Annotated in this window: 17 protein-coding genes; 15 read left to right on the forward strand and 2 right to left on the reverse strand. The window is 66.8% G+C overall.

What is annotated here, in order from left to right; translation table 11 throughout:
* A partial coding sequence (fmt, locus tag HJG53_RS17435) for a methionyl-tRNA formyltransferase (protein WP_171132615.1) occupies positions 1-801 on the reverse strand: 801 nt, incomplete at its 3' end.
* Positions 802-855: 54 nt separating this feature from the next.
* Between fmt and recR the strand changes: the two genes are divergently transcribed.
* The 8 genes from recR to HJG53_RS17475 all read left to right on the forward strand — a co-directional run bounded on the left by recR (position 856) and on the right by HJG53_RS17475 (position 8882).
* Positions 856-1452, forward strand: a complete 597-nt coding sequence (gene recR / locus HJG53_RS17440; RefSeq protein ID WP_171132617.1) for a recombination mediator RecR — start codon at positions 856-858, stop codon at positions 1450-1452.
* Positions 1453-1490: 38 nt separating this feature from the next.
* On the forward strand, positions 1491-2018 hold the full coding sequence (def, locus tag HJG53_RS17445) for a peptide deformylase (RefSeq protein WP_171132619.1): 528 nt from the start codon (positions 1491-1493) through the stop codon (positions 2016-2018).
* 60 nt (positions 2019-2078) lie between these two features.
* Complete coding sequence (gene rmuC / locus HJG53_RS17450; protein ID WP_171132621.1) at positions 2079-3521, forward strand: DNA recombination protein RmuC; 1443 nt, start codon at positions 2079-2081, stop codon at positions 3519-3521.
* A gap of 121 nt (positions 3522-3642) precedes the next feature.
* Positions 3643-3912, forward strand: a complete 270-nt coding sequence (locus HJG53_RS17455; protein WP_171132623.1) for an SWIB/MDM2 domain-containing protein — start codon at positions 3643-3645, stop codon at positions 3910-3912.
* A gap of 274 nt (positions 3913-4186) precedes the next feature.
* A complete protein-coding gene (gene ffh / locus HJG53_RS17460; RefSeq protein ID WP_171132625.1) occupies positions 4187-5677 on the forward strand; it encodes a signal recognition particle protein in 1491 nt (496 codons plus the stop codon).
* A gap of 26 nt (positions 5678-5703) precedes the next feature.
* Positions 5704-6207 (forward strand): 30S ribosomal protein S16, encoded by a 504-nt coding sequence (rpsP, locus tag HJG53_RS17465; protein ID WP_171132627.1) that lies wholly within the window; start codon positions 5704-5706, stop codon positions 6205-6207.
* 104 nt (positions 6208-6311) lie between these two features.
* Complete coding sequence (rimM, locus tag HJG53_RS17470; RefSeq protein ID WP_171132685.1) at positions 6312-6791, forward strand: ribosome maturation factor RimM; 480 nt, start codon at positions 6312-6314, stop codon at positions 6789-6791.
* A gap of 60 nt (positions 6792-6851) precedes the next feature.
* Positions 6852-8882, forward strand: a complete 2031-nt coding sequence (locus tag HJG53_RS17475; RefSeq protein ID WP_171132629.1) for a malate synthase G — start codon at positions 6852-6854, stop codon at positions 8880-8882.
* Here the strand turns inward: HJG53_RS17475 and HJG53_RS17480 are convergent.
* A complete protein-coding gene (locus tag HJG53_RS17480) occupies positions 8879-10678 on the reverse strand; it encodes an AI-2E family transporter (RefSeq protein WP_171132631.1) in 1800 nt (599 codons plus the stop codon). The two genes, HJG53_RS17475 and HJG53_RS17480, sit on opposite strands and share 4 nt — an antisense overlap.
* 196 nt (positions 10679-10874) lie before the next feature.
* Here HJG53_RS17480 and HJG53_RS17485 point away from each other — a divergent pair, with 196 nt between their 5' ends.
* From HJG53_RS17485 to HJG53_RS17515, 7 genes are all read left to right on the forward strand, one after another.
* Entirely contained in the window at positions 10875-11963 is a 1089-nt protein-coding gene (locus tag HJG53_RS17485; RefSeq protein ID WP_171132633.1) for a YeiH family protein, read from the forward strand.
* Positions 11964-11972: 9 nt separating this feature from the next.
* The gene (locus tag HJG53_RS17490) at positions 11973-12431 is read left to right on the forward strand and encodes a MaoC family dehydratase (RefSeq protein WP_171132635.1); all 459 of its coding nucleotides are present in this window, start codon (positions 11973-11975) and stop codon (positions 12429-12431) included.
* Positions 12428-13264 carry a CoA ester lyase gene (locus HJG53_RS17495; RefSeq protein ID WP_171132637.1) on the forward strand — a complete coding sequence of 279 codons (837 nt, stop codon included), beginning with the start codon at positions 12428-12430 and terminating at the stop codon, positions 13262-13264. Before HJG53_RS17490 ends, HJG53_RS17495 begins: the two co-directional genes overlap by 4 nt.
* Positions 13261-14424 (forward strand): isovaleryl-CoA dehydrogenase, encoded by a 1164-nt coding sequence (locus HJG53_RS17500; RefSeq protein WP_171132639.1) that lies wholly within the window; start codon positions 13261-13263, stop codon positions 14422-14424. Before HJG53_RS17495 ends, HJG53_RS17500 begins: the two co-directional genes overlap by 4 nt.
* Positions 14421-16034, forward strand: coding sequence for a carboxyl transferase domain-containing protein (locus tag HJG53_RS17505; protein ID WP_171132641.1), 1614 nt, complete (start codon positions 14421-14423; stop codon positions 16032-16034). Before HJG53_RS17500 ends, HJG53_RS17505 begins: the two co-directional genes overlap by 4 nt.
* A 98-nt stretch (positions 16035-16132) precedes the next feature.
* Entirely contained in the window at positions 16133-16531 is a 399-nt protein-coding gene (locus HJG53_RS17510; protein ID WP_368039608.1) for an endonuclease domain-containing protein, read from the forward strand.
* Positions 16528-18381 (forward strand): acetyl/propionyl/methylcrotonyl-CoA carboxylase subunit alpha, encoded by a 1854-nt coding sequence (locus HJG53_RS17515; protein ID WP_171132645.1) that lies wholly within the window; start codon positions 16528-16530, stop codon positions 18379-18381. Before HJG53_RS17510 ends, HJG53_RS17515 begins: the two co-directional genes overlap by 4 nt.
* The last annotated feature ends 82 nt before the right edge of the window (positions 18382-18463 follow it).

Genomic DNA, 18463 nt, shown 5'->3' on the forward strand with positions numbered 1-18463 from the left:
CGCGCCGCATCCGATCAGCAGTCGGTCGTCGAGCACTTGGCCGGGCTCCCCGGCGACTGGCTCGATCTCTGCCGCGAGGATGCGCACGCGCTCGCCGTCCAGCTCGAAAAATGCGCCCGGCGCCGGGTTGAAGGCGCGGACCTGGCGCTCGGCCGATGCGGCACCGGCCGCGAAGTCCAGCCGCGCCTCCGCCTTGTCGATCTTGGCGGCGTAAGTGACGCCCGCCTCCGGCTGAGGAACTGCTGGATAGCGGTCCAGGGCGGTAAGCACTTCGACCATCAGCGCCGCCCCTTTGCGCGCCAGTTCCTCGGTCAGCACGCCGGCTGTCTTGCGGTCGACCGGCACCTCCACTTTCGCCCGCATCGGCCCGGTGTCGAGCCCCGCTTCCATGTCCATGATCGTGACGCCGGTGATCGCATCCCCAGCGAGGATCGCACGGTGGATCGGCGCGGCGCCGCGCCAGCGGGGCAGCAGCGACGCGTGGATGTTGAAGCAGCCGAGCCGCGGCGCGGCCAGGATCGGCTTGGGCAGGATCAGGCCGTAGGCGGCGACGACCGCCGCGTCCGCCTTGAGTGCGGCGAACCGCGCCTGCTCGTCCGCATCCTTCAGGCTGAGCGGATGCCGCACCTCGATGCCGAGGGCCGCGGCGCGCTTCTCCACGGGCGACGCCTGCAGCGCCTTGCCGCGACCGGCGGGTCGCGGCGGCTGGCAGTAGACGGCGGCCAGATCATGCCCAGCCTCCACCAGCGCATCGAGCGCAGGCACGGCGAATTCGGGCGTTCCCATGAAAACGAGGCGCATGGCTTTCCTGAACCGGCTGGCGAGCGCGCGTGCAACCCCTTATCTGAAGACGCCATGGCCTCTCCCGAAATCGAGACGCTCACCCAGGCGCTGAGCCGCCTGCCGGGGCTTGGCCCGCGGTCGGCGCGGCGGGCGGTGCTGCACCTGCTGAAGAGGCGGGAGACGGCACTCGCGCCCCTGCTGCGCGCGCTGGAGGCGGTGAACGAGCGCCTCGCCACCTGTGGCATCTGCGGCAACGTCGATACGACTGATCCGTGCGGCATCTGCGCCGATCCGCGCCGCGACGCACGCGCGCTCTGCGTCGTCGAGGACGTGCCTGACCTGTGGGCGCTCGACCGGTCGCGGCTCTTTCCCGGCAAATATCATGTGCTCGGCGGTCGCCTGTCGGCGCTCGAGGGCGTCCGCCCTGAGGATCTGCGCATCGATAGCCTGATCCGCCGCGTCGAGAGCGGTGGCATCGATGAAGTCGTGCTCGCGATGAACGCCACGCTCGAAGGGCAGACGACAGCGCACTACATCGCCGAGCGGATCGAGCGCTTTCCGGTGCGCCTTACGCAGCTTGCCCATGGCCTCCCGGTGGGCGGCGAGCTCGACTATCTCGACGAGGGCACGCTCGCGCAGGCGCTCAGGGCACGACGCCCGGTCGTCTAGCTCTTTACCTCGGCCGCCTGCGCACCTAATTTCCGCCTATGGCCATTCTTCCGATCATCGAGACGCCCGATCCGCGCCTGCGCACCGTTTCCGAGCGGGTGGAGACGATCGATGGCGCGCTGCAGACGCTGATCGACGACATGTTCGAGACGATGTACGCGGCGCCGGGCATTGGTCTTGCCGCGATCCAGGTCGGCGTGCCGAAGCGGCTGCTGGTCATCGACCTGCAAGAGCAGGAAGACGCGGACGGCAAGCCGATCCGCGATCCGCGCGTCTTCATCAATCCGGAAATCCTGGAAGAGTCCGAAGAGGTGCAGCTGTATAACGAGGGCTGCCTGTCGGTTCCCGATCAATATGCCGAGGTGGAGCGCCCGGCGCGCATCCGCGCCCGCTGGCAGGACCGGGAGGGCAAGGTCCATGAGGAGCAGCTCGACGGTCTGCTCGGCATCTGCCTGCAGCACGAGATGGACCATCTGGAAGGCATTCTCTTCATCGACCACCTCTCCCGCCTGAAGCGCGAGATGGTGCTCAAGAAGCTGCTCAAGGCGCGGCAGAAGGCGGCCTAGTCTTCGCTTGTAGCGGACCCGATCGCCCGGTAGGTTCTCCCTCTGTTCTGGGAGGGCGTTGTGGACCCGTTGCTGATCGTCGCCGTGCTTGCCTTTATCGTCGCCGGCATTGCCATTTATGCTTTCAGGCTGTCCGGTCAGTTGCGGGCGGTCGAGACGAAGCTCGCCGGCGCCGACGAGCGGGCGGGGCAGGCCGAACTGCTGCGCCTGCAGCTGAACGAAGTGGTGAAGGAGCGCGACGTCGCCCGGGAAGAGGCGGCGACGTTGCGGCCGCTGGCGGAGCGGTGCGCGCGCCAGGAACAGGATCTCACTGAGCTACGCGCCGAAAAGGAGGCGCTCGCGGCCGCCAAGGCTGCGTTCGAGCGCGGGGAGGCTGAGCGGGCCGACGCCTTCGCCAAGCAGTTGGCGCAGGTGAAGGAGCTGGAGTCGAAGCTCGAGACCAGGTTCGGGGATTTGGCGGGCAAAGCGCTGGAAAACGCTCATGATGCTTTCCTGAAGCGAGCGGCCGAGCGGCTGTCCCATGAAGGTCAACAGAATGAAGCGAAGCTGAAGGCGCTGATCGCGCCGGTCGAGACGACGCTGAAGCGTTACGAGGAGAAGCTGAACGAAGTCGAGAAGGAGCGAGTGGATCATTATGCGGGGCTGCGTGAAGCGGTGCAGACGCTGCACGCCGGCCACACTGCCGTGCGCGACGAGACCGCCAAGCTGGTCAACGCGCTTCGCTCCAGCCCCAAGGCGCGAGGGCGCTGGGGCGAGCAAAGCCTGAAGAACGTGCTCGAACAGGCAGGGTTATCCAGCTTTTCCGATTTCGCCACGGAAGTTTCGGTCGACACCGAGGAAGGGCGGCTACGGCCGGACGTGATCGTGCGGCTGCCGGGCGGCCGCAAGCTGATCATCGACGCCAAGTGTTCGTTGAATGCATTTCTCGACGCGAACGACGCATCCGAGGAGACTGTCCGGAAGGCTCATCTGGTCGCGCATAAAGACTCGATTCGCAGCCACGCGCAGCAATTGGGCTCCAAGAATTACTGGGCGCAATTCGGCGACGCTGCCGACTATGTCGTCATGTACATTCCCGGCGAGCATTTCCTCACCGCTGCGCTGGAGCAGGACGATACGCTTTGGGAGTGGGCGTTCGAGCGTAAGGTTCTGCTCGCCACGCCGACCAATCTCGTCGCCATCGCACGCACCGTGGCGTCTGTGTGGCGACAGGAGAAGCTCGCGGAGCAGGCCGCGGAGATAGCGGCGCTTGGCAAGGAGCTCCATTCTCGTCTGGCGACGATGGGCGGCCATGTCGCGCGGCTCGGGCGCAATCTCGAAGGCGCGAACAACGCCTACAACTCAATGGTGGGGAGTCTTGAGAGTCAGGTCATGAGTCAGGCGAAGAAGTTCGAGGGACTGGAGGTCTCGGGACCCAAGGAGATCGATGCTTTGCCCGTGATCGAGTCATCGCCGCGCCCGCTCACCAAATTGGTCTCCGGTCCTGCCGAAGAGGCCGCTTGAGTGTCATTCGCGCCACAGTGGACCGCTTCTCTGTGGATAACGCCGGCTTTACGAGAGGAATCCGGTTTTCTTTTGTTTGCGATTGACACACATCAACCGTTCCAAAGGGAGGGAATCACACATGGCGGACGCCAAACCGAAACGTGCCAATAACGCGCTGTCGAAGCCGGTTCAGCCCTCGGGCGATCTGGCCGCGATCGTCGGCGACAAGCCGATCGCCCGCAGCGACGTCGTTTCGAAAATGTGGGACTATATCAAGAAGAACAACCTGCAGAATCCGCAGAACAAGCGCGAGATCGTCGCCGACGACAAGCTCAAGAAGGTGTTCGGCGGCAAGGACAAGGTGTCGATGTTCGAGATGAACAAGCACCTGTCGAACCACCTGAAATAAGCCTCTCCGCCTCGTCGCGAGAGCAGTGCAAAGCCCGGCCTCGCGCCGGGCTTTGTCTTATCGAGGATGGCTCCGCAGGCGGGTTCCGACTCATAGCGGTTCGTCGACCCTCATGTCCGGCGTTGCTTTTTGCCGCCGACGCCACTAGGTGAGCCCTCGCATTCCGCAGGAATGGTGACGCTTCGGCGCTCCCGACGAGCGCCAACGCTGGCCGACGAGGTTTCGTCCGCCGGCGTTTTTCGCGTTGTCGCGCCGGCGGTGTTGGAGTGACCTGATGTTCGAGACTCTGAGCGAAAGGCTGGGCGGCGTCTTCGATCGGCTGCGCGGTCGCGGCGCGCTGACCGAAGCGGACGTGCGCGCGGCGATGCGCGAGGTCCGCATCGCGTTGCTTGAGGCGGACGTGGCGCTGCCGGTCGTCCGGGATTTCGTCGACAAGGTCACCGAACAGGCGGTCGGCCAGCAGGTGCTGCGCTCGGTCACGCCGGGCCAGCAGGTCGTCAAGATCGTCCACGATGCGCTCGTCGAGATGCTCGGCTCGGATGCATCGGAGCTGGCGATCGACGTGACGCCGCCGGCGATCGTCATGCTCGTGGGCCTCCAGGGCTCGGGCAAGACCACCACCACCGCCAAGCTCGCGAAGCGCCTCACAGAGCGCGACCGTAAGAAGGTCTTGATGGCGTCCCTGGACGTGAACCGTCCGGCCGCGCAGCAGCAGCTCGCCACGCTCGGCGAACAGGTGAAGGTGGCGACCCTCCCGGTCGTCCAGGGTCAGCCGCCGGTCGAGATCGCTCGTCGCGCGCTCAATGCCGCGAAGCTCCAGGGCTATGACGTGCTGATGCTCGACACGGCGGGCCGGCTGCACGTCGATCAGGCGTTGATGGACGAGATGAAGGCGGTTGCGGATGTGACGCGGCCGCAGGAAATCCTCCTTGTCGTCGACTCACTGACCGGCCAGGACGCGGTCAACGTCGCGAGCAACTTCTCTGAGCAGGTGCCGCTCACCGGCGTGATCCTGACACGGATGGACGGCGATGCGCGCGGCGGCGCGGCGCTGTCGATGCGGGCGGTCACGCAAAAGCCGATCAAGTTCGCCGGCACCGGCGAAAAGATGGACGGGCTGGAGGCTTTCCATCCGCAGCGCGTCGCCGGCCGCATCCTCGGCATGGGCGATGTCGTCAGCCTGGTCGAAAAGGCCGCCGAGAGCATCCAGATCGAGGATGCCGAGCGCATGGCCGCCAAGATGGCCAAGGGTCAGTTCGACATGGACGACCTGCGTTCGCAGCTGGCGCAGATGCGTCGGATGGGCGGGCTCGGAGCGCTGGCCGGTATGATCCCGGGCATGAAGGCGGCGAAGCAGGCGATGGCTTCCGGTGCCGTCGACGAGAAGATCCTGGTGCGCATGGACGCGATGATCACCTCGATGACGCCGAAGGAGCGCTCGAAGCCCGAGCTGATCAACGCCAAGCGCAAGATCCGCATCGCCAAAGGCAGCGGCACGACCGTGCAGGACGTGAACAAGCTGCTGAAGATGCATCAGGAAATGGCGAACGCCATGAAGAAGATCAAGAAGATGGGCGGGCTGAAGGGTCTGGCCGCGATGTTCGGCAAGGGCGGCGGCCTGGGCGACATGCCCGGCGGCATGGGCCAGATGCTCGGCGGCGCAGGGGGCAAGCTCCCCGGCGGCCTGCCGGGCCTTGGCGGCGCCGGCCTGCCGCCGATCCCCGGCAACCTGCCGCCCGGATTCGACAAGTTTTTGAAGAAGTAACCGTAATCAACTGAAGGAAGAAGAGAATGGCACTTTCCCTCCGGCTGTCGCGTGGCGGCTCCAAGAAGCGTCCTTATTACCGCATCGTCGTGGCGGACGCGCGTTCGCCCCGCGACGGCCGCTTCATCGAGAAGATCGGCACCTATAACCCGCTGCTGGCGAAGGATTCGCCCGAGCGCGTGAAGCTCGACGCCGATCGTGCACGTCACTGGCTGAGCGTCGGTGCGCAGCCGACCGACCGCGTCCTTCGCTTCCTTGATCAGGCGGGCGTCAAGGAACGTGCGGCGCGCAACAACCCGAAGAAGGGCGAGCCGGGCGAGAAGGCGAAGGAGCGCGCCGAGGAGCGTGCGTCCAAGGCGGCCGAAGCTGCCGAGGCTGCTGCCGCGGCGAGTGCCGCTCCGGCTGCCGACGAAGCGACCGACGACGCCACCAACCAGGGCGTCTCGACCGAACAGCCGGCCGAAGGCGATGCCGCTGCGCCCACCGGCACCGACGAGCCCCAGTCGACCGACGAGCCGGCGGAAGGCTGAGGCTTCGGATTGAACTCCATCAACCGTTCGTTTCGAGCGAAGTCGAGAAACGCCGAGGGGCGCGATACTGCTTCTCGACTGCGCTCGAAGCGAACGGGTTTTGGATTTCTATGACTTTAGTTACCCTCGCGGCGATCACCGGTGCTCATGGCATCAAGGGCGAAGTGCGCCTCAAGCTCTTCACCGATGATGCCGAGGGGTTGAAGCGCTACCAAAGCTTCGACGCGGGTGGCCGCGTGCTCACCCTCCGCTCCGTCCGCGCTTCAGGTGCAGGAGCTATCGCCCGCTTCGCGGAGGTGGGCGACCGCAGCGCCGCGGAGGCCCTGCGCGGCGTCGCGCTGACCGTCCCGCGCGAGGCGCTGCCGCCGCTCGACGAAGACGAATATTATCATGCCGATCTGATCGGCCTGCCGGTCGTGACGCCTGACGGTGATTCGGTCGGCACCGTCACTGCGGTCGAAAACTTTGGCGCGGGCGACGTCGTCGACATCCGGAAATCCGACGGCAAGAGCTTCATGGCGGCCATGCATGCCGTAACGGTCGAGGCCGCCCGGCTGGTGATCGACCCGCTCTTTATCGACTGAGCCAATTTGACAGACCCGGTCTTCGCCGAAAGGAACGCCTCCGCACACAGGGAGACGAAGATGCGGGTCGAGCGAGCGGGGCTTCAGATTGCATCGGTGCTGGTCGACTTTGTCGAGCGGCGGGCATTGCCGGGGACGAATCTGGACCCCCAGGCCTTCTGGTCCGGCGTCGCCGACATCTTCGCGCGCTTCGTGCCCGACAATCGCGCGCTGCTGAGCGAGCGGGACGCGCTGCAGGCCCAAATCGACGCGGCCTACAAGGCGGGACGCGCCGTCGATGAGGCGTTTCTGCGCGAGATCGGCTATCTGGTCGACGAGCCGGCGCCGTTCACGATCGGCACCGCCAATGTCGATGACGAGATTGCTCGCACCGCCGGTCCGCAACTCGTGGTGCCGTCGCTCAACGCCCGCTTCCTGCTGAACGCCGCCAACGCCCGTTGGGGCAGCCTCTACGACGCGCTCTACGGCACCGACGCTATCCCCGGCGCGGCGGAGCCTGGCGGCTATGATCAGGTCCGCGGCGGCGAAGTGATCGGCCGCGCCCGCACCTTCCTCGACGAAGTGCTGCCGGGCTGGAGCCAGGTGTTCGGCGGGGCAGAGCATCCGCAGCTTGTCGGCTGGCGCGACGACAGCCCGCTGTTCCGCCACAATGGCCTGCACATCGAATTGTTGGTCGACCGCGCGCACCCGATCGGGCGCGACGACCCGCACGGCATCGCCGATGTGATCCTCGAGGCCGCGATCACCACGATCGTCGATCTGGAGGACTCGGTCGCGGCGGTGGATGCGGACGACAAGGTGCTCGCTTATTCCAACTGGCTGGGCCTGTTGCGCGGCGACCTTGAGGAGACGTTTGCCAAGGGCGGTCGCACGCTCACCCGCCGGCTCAACCCGGATCGCACCTATACCGGCCTGGACGGCGCCGAGTTCACATTGAAGGGCCGCAGCCTGCTCTTCGTCCGCAATGTCGGGCATCTGATGACCACGCCGGCGGTGCTGCTGCCGGACGGATCGGAAGCGCCGGAAGGAATCTTGGACGCGATCCTCACCAGCCTGTGCGCGCTGCACGATCGGGGCGGCAACAGCCGCACCGGCTCCATCTACATCGTGAAGCCAAAGATGCACGGCCCCGAGGAAGCCGCCTTCACCAACCGGCTGTTCGACGCGGTCGAGGACCTGCTCGGCCTTACCCGCCATGCGATCAAGGTCGGCGTCATGGACGAGGAGCGTCGGACCTCGGCCAACCTCGCTGCCTGCATTCAGGCGGTGAAGGACCGCATCGTCTTCATCAACACCGGCTTCCTCGACCGCACCGGCGACGAGATTCACACCGCGATGCAGGCGGGGCCGATGATCCCCAAGGGCGAGATGAAGACGAGCGCCTGGATCAAGGCCTATGAGGACCGCAACGTCCGCATCGGGCTGGCCTGCGGCCTGTCGGGCAAGGCGCAGATCGGCAAGGGCATGTGGGCGGCGCCCGACAAGATGGCCGACATGCTCGACCAGAAGATCGGCCATCCGAAAAGCGGCGCCAATACCGCCTGGGTGCCGAGCCCGACCGCGGCGACGCTGCACGCGATGCACTACCACCAGGTCGATGTCTTCGCCGTGCAGGAGCAGCTGAAGCGCGAAGCCCCGCCCGCGCTCGATCAGCTGCTCACCGTGCCGCTCGCCAAAGGTCGCAACTGGACGGAAGAGGAAGTCGCGCGCGAACTCGACAACAATGCGCAGGGCATTCTCGGCTATGTGGTGCGTTGGATCGACCAGGGGATCGGCTGTTCCAAGGTGCCGGACATCAACGATGTCGGACTGATGGAGGATCGCGCGACGCTGCGCATTTCCAGCCAGGCGATCGCCAATTGGCTGCTCCATGGCGTGTGCACGCCCGAACAGGTCGATGCGGCCTTCAGGCGCATGGCCGCGAAGGTCGACGCGCAAAATGCCGGCGACCCGCTTTACCGGCCTCTGACGGAAGACAGCATCGCCTATCAGGCGGCCCGCGCATTGGTGTTCGAAGGCGTCGCCCAGCCCAATGGCTATACCGAGCCGCTGCTCCACAAGTTCCGGGCTCAGGCTAAGGCGCGCAGCTAGCTCCCGCAGGCCTCCACTAGGTCTTTCAGGCTGGTGCAGCACGGCGCATCGGCCGTGCGATTGGGCCGGAGCAGCCCGCGTACGATCCGCGCCTCGGGCCAGCGCTGGCGCGCCCGTGCTTCGACCCCGCGCCATCGCGGCGAGGAGGGGCGGAGTTCGGCGCCGACCAGGCACAGGATGTCCGGGGCCGACGAGTCGGCCGCACCGTCCTCGGCCTCGATGATCCGATGGCCGTGCTTTTCGAGCAGCTGCGCGACGACGGCGGCGACGGCCGGGTCCGCCGGTCCGGGGCCGCTGAGGCAGAGCACGGAAGCGCCCCTCGGGGAGGCTGCGGGTGCCGAGGCCGCAGGCAGCGCCTGTTCGGCCAGTGATGGCGCGGCCGGCTCGGCCGGTGCGTCCTCGTCCGGCACATCGTCGTCATCATGGCCGTCGAGCGCCTGCACCAGTTCGCGCGTCTGCTCCACGATACCATCCAGGCACTCGCGCGAGATCGTGCCGCGGCGGCGGTCCGCCAGCGCGAGACGCAGGCCCGGCACGACCACGGCGTCGTAATAGGCGGAAAGCGGACGGTCCTTGAGCAACTGTTCGGCCTGGTCCTGCACTTCGTCGGCGTCCCCGGCCAGCATGCGCTGATAGAAGCTCTCGACCGGCGTCAGCGCCGGCCGGTCGCCGAACAGCACGTCGATGAACTCCATCTGCGGCACGTGCCGGCCGAGCACGACCAGGCAGAGCGTGATCGGCGTCGACAGCAACAGCCCGATCGGCCCCCAGAGCCATGTCCAGAAGATCGCGGCGACGATCACGGCGAGCGGCGATAGGCCGGTCGAATGACCATAGACGAGCGGCTCGACCACATAGCCCATGATCGGTTCGGTGATGAGGAACAGGCCGCCGACCATGATCGCCGTCGTCCATCCCGGCTCGCCGCCGATCGCGATCAGCAGCGGTGGCAGCGCGGCCAGGAACGCGCCCACATAGGGCACGAAGCGCATCAGCGTGGCGAGCAGCCCCCAAAGCAAGGGCGAAGGGATGCCGATCCAATAGAGGCCGAGCGCGATCACCCCGCCGAATAAGGCGTTCAGCAGCAGCTGGGTTAGAAAGTAGCGCGACAGCCGCCCGGCTGCCTCGTCGATCGCGCGAGTCGTCCGGTGCAGGTCCGACGACCCGAACAGGCGAATGACCCGGTCGCGCAGGTCCTCCCGCTGCAGCAATACGAAAATGGCGACGACCAACACGATGACGAAGGTTTCGAGCGGCTCGACGACGGGGCCGAGCAGGCGTCGAGCCGTCTGCAGCCCGCTTTCGGGCGGCTCGTGCACCTCGACCGGGATCGGCCGCGCGCGCCGGGCGAGGCGCGGGGCGGGGGGCGTCTGGTTGGCGGTGTCGAACCGGCGGGCGACGCGGGTCAGCTGATCCGGCAGCGTGCCGACGCTCGATTGGCCGAGCGCGCGCACCTTCTTCTGGATGCGCTCGGCATATTTGGGCAGGTCGGGGGCAAGGCCGGCCGCTTGCTGGCCGATCACGGTGCCGGTCAGGCCGACGACCGCGAGCGCGATCAGCATGGCGATCACCACGGACAGCGTCCGGCCAATCCACAGCCGCCGCAACAATCCGACCAAAGGCGCCACCACGAAGGCAAGCAGCACCGCGAGCACGATCGGCACCAGCACGTCCTTGGCCAGATAGAGCGCCCCGACCGCGACCACGCCGGTCGCCAGCGGGACCAGGCTCAGCGCACGCGGCGCCTCGGCCGAAGGAACTGCGGGCGGCGTGGGGGGAGGAGCAGGGCTGGCCATGATCGTGACGGATGCAGAACGGAGGGAAGCGATTGCTGTTCCTTGGTTGCGAGCTCTTTGAAGCCCGCTCGTCCCGAGCGAAGACGAGGGGCGTTACTCAAACGCCGGCGATTTCGCCCTCGATTGCGCTCGGGACGAGCGATGACCCTGGTTCACCCCCTAGCCGCCTTCTGACAGCCCTGTCATAAGCGCGCTCATGGGGGAGTTCGAACTGCCGCCGCCGCGTCCGATCAGGACCATGCCCGCCGCCGCCGACCTGTTCGGCGACCTGCTGGAGGTGGAGAAGCCGCGCGCCGACGCGCCGTCCAGGATCAGGGCGCTCGACTATCTGCCGGGCCTTGGCGTCACCGGCATCGCCGCGCTCGCCGCGGCCTGGCTCGGCGACCATTATGGCGCCCCCCTGATGCTGATGGGGCTGCTGATCGGCCTCGCCTTCAACTTCCTGAACGCCGATGCGCGGCTGCATGCGGGCCTCGGCTTTGCGTCGAAGACGCTGCTGCGCTGGGGCATCGTGCTGGTCGGGCTGCAGGTCACGATCTGGCAGATCGCCGCGCTTGGCTGGACCAGCTTTGCGGTGATCGGCGCGATGATCGTGCTGGTGATGGGCACCGGCACCCTGGTGTCCCGCGGCCTCGGACTGGGCGTGGCATTCGGCACGCTGGCCGGCGGGTCGGTCGCGATCTGCGGCGCTTCGGCCGCGCTCGCCCTGTCCACCGCGCTCGGCGAAAAGCGCGTCAATCAGGCGCAGTTGACGCTGGTGCTGGTCGCGGTTTCCGCCGCCAGCGCGCTCGCCATGTCCACCTATCCAATCCTCGCGCAGGCGATCGGACTTTCGCCGCACGCAGCCGGCTTCCTGCTCGGCGCGTCGATCCACGATGTCGCGCAGGCACTGGGCGCCGGCTATTCGCTGGGCGAGGTGGAGGGCCAGACCGCGGCGATCGTGAAGCTCACCCGCGTGGCGCTGCTGGCGCCGACTTTGCTCATCGTGACGCTGATGCTGCCCAAGGACGGGGACACGAAATCCGGTGCCGCGCCGGTGCCCTGGTTCATCGTCGCCTTTCTGGTCCTGACCGCGCTCAACTCGATGATGGTCCTGCCGGCGGAGGTTGCCCGCGCGGCCAAGCTCGGCACGACCGCCTTGCTGCTGCTGGCGGTGGTCGCCACTGGCATCCGGTCGCCGATGCACCTGCTGCTGCAACAGGGCTGGCGCGCTTCCATGCCCGTCGTCGCGGCGACACTGGTCAGTTTCCTGCTTGCCCTTGGAGCGGCCATTCTCTTGTTCTAGGGCAGCCCAATGCCCGGACGATATTTCGAGGAATGGACGGTGGGCGACCGCATCTCGCACGAGATTCGCCGCACCGTTACCGAGACCGACAATCTCCTGCTCTCCACGCTCACGCACAATCCGCAGCCGCTCCACCTCGACGCGGAATATGCTCGGGCGAGCGAGTTCGGGCAGGTGGTCGTCAACGGCACCTTCACCTTCGCACTGATGGTCGGCGTGTCGGTCGGCGACACCACGCTCGGCACGCTGGTTGCCAATCTCGGCTATGACAAGGTTACCATGCCGGCGCCGGTGTTCATCGGCGACACGCTGCGCGCCGAGACCGAAGTGCTGGAGCTGCGCGAGAGCCTCTCTCGTCCCAACGCCGGCATCGTCACGTTCGAGCATCTGATGTTCAACCAGCGCAACCAGCTCGTCTGCCGCTGCCAGCGCACCGCACTCGTCCAGCGAAGGACGCCCGCGGCATGAGGCTGCGTTCGCTGCTCTTCGTGCCCGGCGATCGGCCGGAGCGGATGGAAAAGGCGCTCGGCCTCGGCGCCGACGCGCTGATCCTGGATCTCGAGGATTCGGTCGCACCGGCCAACAAGCCGGCGGCGCGCCAGGCGATCGCCGATTTTCTCGAGCGGACGGAGCGTTCTGGCCCAAAGCTCTTTGTTCGTTTGAACCCGCTCGACAGCGATTTCTTCGTCGACGATCTGACCGCGGTGCTCGGCTCGTTTCCAGACGGGCTGGTCTTGCCGAAGGCGGAGGGGGCGGCCTCGGTGCGCAAGCTCGCCGACCGCTCGGGCGTGCCGATCCTGCCGATCGCCAGCGAGACGCCAGCGGCTGTGTTTCGCCTGGGGGACTATGGCGAAGTCGCACACGAATTGTGCGGCCTGACCTGGGGCGCGGAGGATCTCCCCGCGGCGATCGGTGCCGCTGCCTCGCGCGACGAGAGCGGGGCCTATCTGCCGCCCTATCAGATGGTTCGCGCGCTGACCTTGTTCGGCGCGGCGGCGGCGGGCGTGAACCCGATCGAGACCGTCTATCCGAACATCAAGGATCTCGACGGCCTGCGGTGGGTCGCCGAGACCGCAGCGCGCGACGGCTTCACCGGCATGATGGCCATCCATCCGGCGCAGGTGCCGGTGATCAATGCCGCTTTCACGCCCACCGAAGCGCAGATCGCCCAGGCGCGCGCGATCGTCACGGCCTTCGACGCCAACCCCCATGCCGGCGCCCTGCAGATCGACGGCAAGATGATTGATGCGCCGCATCTCAAGCAAGCACGGCGCATCCTTGAAAGAGCGGATCAAGCATGAGCGTTGCCACCCCTGAGTTCGACTTCCAGCTCGGCGACAATGCCGAGATGATCCGCGAGACCACGCGGCGCTTCGCCGATGAGCGGATCGCGCCCCTGGCCGCAAAGATCGACTCCGAGGACTGGTTCCCAAAGGACCTCTGGCCGGAAATGGGCGCTCTCGGCCTGCACGGGATCACCGTCGACGAAGCCGATGGCGGTTTGGGCCTCGGCTATCTCGAGCACGTGATCGCAGTGGAGGAAGTCAGCCGCGCGTCCGCGTCCATCGGCCTCAGCTATGGCGCGCATTCGAACCTCTGCGTCAACCAGATCCGCCGCTGGGCCAACGACGAGCAGAAGGCGAAATACCTGCCCAAGCTCATCTCCGGCGAGCATGTCGGCAGCCTTGCGATGTCGGAAGCGGGCGCCGGCTCCGACGTCGTCTCGATGAAGCTCAAGGCGGATGCCGTGCAGGGCGGCTATGTGCTGAACGGCACCAAGTTCTGGATCACCAACGCGGCCTATGCGGACACGCTGGTGGTCTATGCGAAGACGGGTGAGGGCAGCCGCGGCATCACGGCCTTCCTGATCGAAAAGGACATGCCCGGCTTCTCGATCGGCCAGAAGATCGACAAGATGGGCATGCGCGGCTCGCCCACGGCGGAACTGGTGTTCAGCGACTGCGAAGTGCCGGAAGCGAATGTGATGGGTCCGCTCAACGGCGGCGTCGGCGTGCTGATGTCGGGCCTCGACTATGAGCGCGCGGTGCTTGCCGGCGTCCAGCTCGGCATCATGCAGGCCTGCCTCGACACGGTCATCCCTTACGTCCGCGAGCGCAAGCAGTTCGGCAAGGCGATCGGCACCTTCCAGCTGATGCAGGCCAAGGTCGCCGACATGTATGTCGCGCTGCAATCGGCGCGTGCCTATACCTATGCGGTCGCCAAGAGCTGCGATGCCGGCCAGACCACCCGCTTCGACGCGGCCGGCGCGATCCTGCTGGCAAGTGAGAATGCCGTTCGCGTGTCGCTGGAGGCTATCCAGGCGCTGGGCGGGGCGGGCTACACCAAGGACTGGCCGGTCGAGCGCTACGCCCGCGACGCCAAGCTGCTCGACATCGGCGCCGGCACCAACGAAGTCCGCCGCATGCTCATTGGCCGCGAACTGATCGGAGGCGGCGCTTGAGCGCACCCGTCCTCGCCACCGCCATCCAAGCTGACGCCGAGCAGACCCGCGCCCGCGCCGCGCACAATCGCGCGCTGGCCGAAGAGCTCCGCGCCCGCGTTGTCGTCTCGGCGCTCGGCGGCAACGAGAAGTCGCGTGCCCGGCACACCGAGCGTGGCAAATTGCTCCCCCGCGACCGCGTCGAGCGGCTGCTCGATCCGGGCTCGCCCTTTCTCGAGATCGGCCAGCTCGCCGCCTGCGACATGTACGAAGGGGAGGTGCCCGGCGCCGGCATGATCGCCGGCATCGGCCGCGTCTCGGGCCGGCAGGTGATGATCGTCTGCAACGATGCGACAGTCAAAGGCGGGACCTACTATCCGATGACGGTCAAGAAGCATCTCCGCGCGCAGGAGATTGCCGAGCAGAACCGGCTGCCGTGTATCTATCTGGTCGATTCCGGCGGCGCCAACCTGCCGCACCAGGCCGAGGTCTTCCCCGACCGCGACCATTTCGGCCGCATCTTCTTCAACCAGGCGAATATGAGCGCGAAGGGCATTCCCCAGATCGCTTGCGTGATGGGCAGCTGCACCGCGGGCGGCGCCTATGTCCCCGCCATGTCCGACGAAACGGTGATCGTCCGCAACCAGGGCACGATCTTCCTTGCCGGGCCGCCGCTGGTGAAGGCGGCCACCGGCGAAGTCATCTCCGCCGAGGATCTGGGCGGTGGCGACCTGCACGGGCGCAAGTCCGGCGTCGTCGATCATGTCGCCGAGAATGACGAACACGCGCTGACGATCGTGCGCGATATCGTGTCTCATTGTGCTCCTGCGCAAGCAGGAGCCCAGGGGTGGACCCCTGCTTTCGCAGGGGTGCGCCCACCCAAATACGACCCCGAAGAGCTCTACGGCATCATCCCCGAAGACGTCCGTGCGCCCTATGACGTGCACGAAGTCATCGCGCGCATCGTCGATGCTTCCGAGTTCCACGAGTTCAAATCGCTCTACGGCACCAGCCTGGTTTGCGGCTTCGCGCATATCTGGGGCATGCCGGTCGGCATCATCGCCAATAACGGCATCCTGTTCAGCGAGTCGGCACAGAAGGGCGCGCATTTCATCGAGCTCGCCTGCCAGCGCCGCATTCCGCTCCTGTTCCTCCAGAACATCTCGGGCTTCATGGTCGGCGGGAAGTATGAGGCCGAGGGAATCGCCAAGCACGGCGCCAAGCTCGTCACCGCCGTCGCCACCGCGACCGTGCCGAAGATCACGGTGCTGATCGGCGGCAGCTTCGGCGCCGGCAATTACGGCATGTGCGGCCGAGCCTATTCGCCCCGCTTCCTGTTTTCATGGCCGAACAGCCGCATCAGCGTGATGGGCGGCGAGCAGGCGGCGGCGGTTCTCGCCACCGTCCACCGCGACGCCGACAGCTGGACGCCGGAAGAAGCCGAAGCCTTCAAAACTCCGATCCGCCAGCGTTACGAAGACGAAGGCAACCCCTACCACGCCACCGCCCGTCTGTGGGACGACGGCGTGATCGATCCCGCACAGACGCGCGACGTGCTCGGCCTGGCCTTCGCCGCCGCCCTCAACGCACCAATCCCCGAAGCACCGCGCTTTGGCGTGTTCCGGATGTGATGGGGAGAGTTTCGAACACAGTTCCTCCCCGGAACGGGGAGGGGGACCGCGCCGCAAAGCGGCGTGGTGGAGGGGGCCCAGCCATCCTACGTCAGCCCATCAAACAGGTCAGGCGTGCGCGCCAACTGCGCAAGGAGATGAGCTTGCCCGAAGTGCTGCTTTGGACGCAGCTGCGACAGCGGCCGGGCGGCTACAGATGGCGGAAGCAGTTTCCGCTCGATCCCTATACGCTGGACTTCACGTGCCTGTCGGTCCGGCTGACGATTGAGGTTGACGGCGAGGTTCACGATCGGGGCGAGCAGCCCGGGCGCGATGCTGCGCGCGATCGTTTCGTCGCGGAGAATGGCTTCGGCATCATGCGGCTGCCTGCGGTTGAAGTGCTCAAGAATATGGAAGGGTGCATCATGGGGATCGTCGCAGCCTGTGCCGAGCGCGGGCCCCCTCCACCATCGCTGCGCGATGGTCCCCCTCCCCGTGCCGGGGAGGATTTTGCGTGATCACCTCCCTCCTTATCGCCAATCGCGGAGAAATCGCCTGCCGGATCATCCGCACCGCGCGGCGGCTCGGCATCCGCACGGTGGCGGTCTATTCCGACGCCGATGCCAAGGCGCTGCATGTGCGGCAGGCCGACGAGGCGGTGCATATCGGGCCGAGCCCGGCGCGCGAATCCTACCTGGTCGGTGACCGTATCATCGCCGCCGCCAAGGCAACCGGCGCCGAGGCCATCCATCCCGGCTATGGCTTCCTGTCCGAGAATGCCGACTTCGCGCAGGCGGTGATCGACGCCGGGCTGATCTGGGTCGGGCCGAAGCCCGCTTCGATCCGCGCGATGGGGCTTAAGGACGCTGCCAAGAAGCTGATGGCGGAGGCGGGCGTGCCGGTCACGCCCGGTTATCTCGGCGAGGACCAGTCGCCCGACCGCCTGCAGGCCGAAGCGGACGCGATCGGCTATCCGGTGCTGATCAAGGCGGTGGCGGGTGGCGGCGGCAAGGGCATGCGCCGGGTCGAGAGCGCGGCCGAGTTCCAGGACGCGCTCACCTCGTGCAAGCGCGAGGCGGCCAGCTCGTTCGGCGACGACCGCGTGCTGATCGAGAAATACATCCTCTCGCCCCGCCACATCGAAGTGCAGGTGTTCGGTGATGCGCATGGCAACATAGTCCACCTGTTCGAACGCGACTGCTCGCTCCAGCGCCGCCACCAGAAGGTGATCGAGGAAGCCCCAGCGCCGGGCTTTGACGACGCACTACGGCAGGTGGTCTGCGATGCCGCAGTCAAGGCGGCGCGCGCTGTCGATTATGTGGGCGCCGGCACGATCGAGTTCATCGCTGACGCGAGCCAGGGCCTGCGCGGCGATCGGGTCTGGTTCATGGAAATGAACACGCGCCTGCAGGTCGAGCACCCGGTGACGGAAGAGATCACCGGGCAGGACCTGGTCGAGTGGCAACTCCGCGTTGCGTCAGGAGAGCCACTGCCGAAGCGCCAGGACGAGCTGGAGATCGACGGCTGGGCGATGGAAGCCCGGCTCTACGCAGAAGATCCCGCCAAAGGCTTCCTGCCGAGTATCGGGCGGCTGGAGGCGTTCGAGCTGGGCCGTGGCGTGCGCATCGACACGGGCGTCGGCGAAGGCGCCGAGGTGTCGCCCTTCTACGATCCCATGGTCGCCAAGCTGATCGCCCATGGCGGGGATCGCGACGAGGCCCGCACGCAGCTTGCGGAGGCGCTCGAAGAGACGGTGGTCTGGCCTGTGCGGACCAACGCCGGATTTCTGGTCAAGGCGCTCGAGCATCCGGACTTCGTCGGGGGCACGCTCGACACCGGGCTGATCGCCCGTGAAGGCGAGGCTCTGATGCCGGACGCAGCGCCGAGCCACACCGCGTTGGCTAACGTCGCCCGCGCTCTCGCCGTCCAGCCGCTTGCCGGCTTCCGCCTCAATGCGCAGCCGCGGCGGGAGCTCGTCGTGGCGGTGGATGGGGAACCCCACCGGGTGGCATTCGAGCCTGACGCGAACGATGGAAGCCTGTTCACTGCGACCGCCGCGAGCGATCCCGTCATTTTCAGCGAAGCCGGCCAGAGTTGGCTGGTCGAGCCGTACCGCGCATCGGGCAAGGCCGGCGGAGCCGTCGGCGACGGCGCGATCATGGCGCCAATGCCGGGCCGCATCATCGCGGTGGAGGTCGCGGCTGGCGCCTCAGTCACCAAGGGCCAGAAGCTCGTCACGCTCGAGGCGATGAAGATGGAGCATACGCTGACCGCGCCGTTCGACGGAATGGTGGCCGAACTGAACGCCACCACCGGCGCGCAGGTCAGCGAAGGCACGCTGCTGGTACGGGTGGAGGCGGGCGGCTAAATCCTCCCGGAACGGGGAGGGGGACCAAGCGGAGCTTGGTGGAGGGGGCCCGGTTGCATCGTGCCGAGCTCCGGGGCCCCCT

Origin of the sequence: Sphingomonas sp. ID1715 (assembly GCF_013044515.1) — a bacterium.
Classification (GTDB): domain Bacteria; phylum Pseudomonadota; class Alphaproteobacteria; order Sphingomonadales; family Sphingomonadaceae; genus Sphingomonas_B.

Bases quoted from the DNA above. Each gene is read 5' to 3' on its own strand.
- ffh (WP_171132625.1), top strand. From the start codon at position 4,187: ATGTTCGAGACTCTGAGCGAAAGGCTGGGCGGCGTCTTCGATCGGCTG.
- HJG53_RS17475 (WP_171132629.1), top strand. From the start codon at position 6,852: ATGCGGGTCGAGCGAGCGGGGCTTCAGATTGCATCGGTGCTGGTCGAC.
- rpsP (WP_171132627.1), top strand. From the start codon at position 5,704: ATGGCACTTTCCCTCCGGCTGTCGCGTGGCGGCTCCAAGAAGCGTCCT.
- HJG53_RS17485 (WP_171132633.1), top strand. From the start codon at position 10,875: ATGGGGGAGTTCGAACTGCCGCCGCCGCGTCCGATCAGGACCATGCCC.
- HJG53_RS17455 (WP_171132623.1), top strand. From the start codon at position 3,643: ATGGCGGACGCCAAACCGAAACGTGCCAATAACGCGCTGTCGAAGCCG.
- HJG53_RS17495 (WP_171132637.1), top strand. From the start codon at position 12,428: ATGAGGCTGCGTTCGCTGCTCTTCGTGCCCGGCGATCGGCCGGAGCGG.
- HJG53_RS17500 (WP_171132639.1), top strand. From the start codon at position 13,261: ATGAGCGTTGCCACCCCTGAGTTCGACTTCCAGCTCGGCGACAATGCC.
- HJG53_RS17490 (WP_171132635.1), top strand. From the start codon at position 11,973: ATGCCCGGACGATATTTCGAGGAATGGACGGTGGGCGACCGCATCTCG.
- recR (WP_171132617.1), top strand. From the start codon at position 856: ATGGCCTCTCCCGAAATCGAGACGCTCACCCAGGCGCTGAGCCGCCTG.
- def (WP_171132619.1), top strand. From the start codon at position 1,491: ATGGCCATTCTTCCGATCATCGAGACGCCCGATCCGCGCCTGCGCACC.
- HJG53_RS17480 (WP_171132631.1), bottom strand. From the start codon at position 10,678: ATGGCCAGCCCTGCTCCTCCCCCCACGCCGCCCGCAGTTCCTTCGGCC.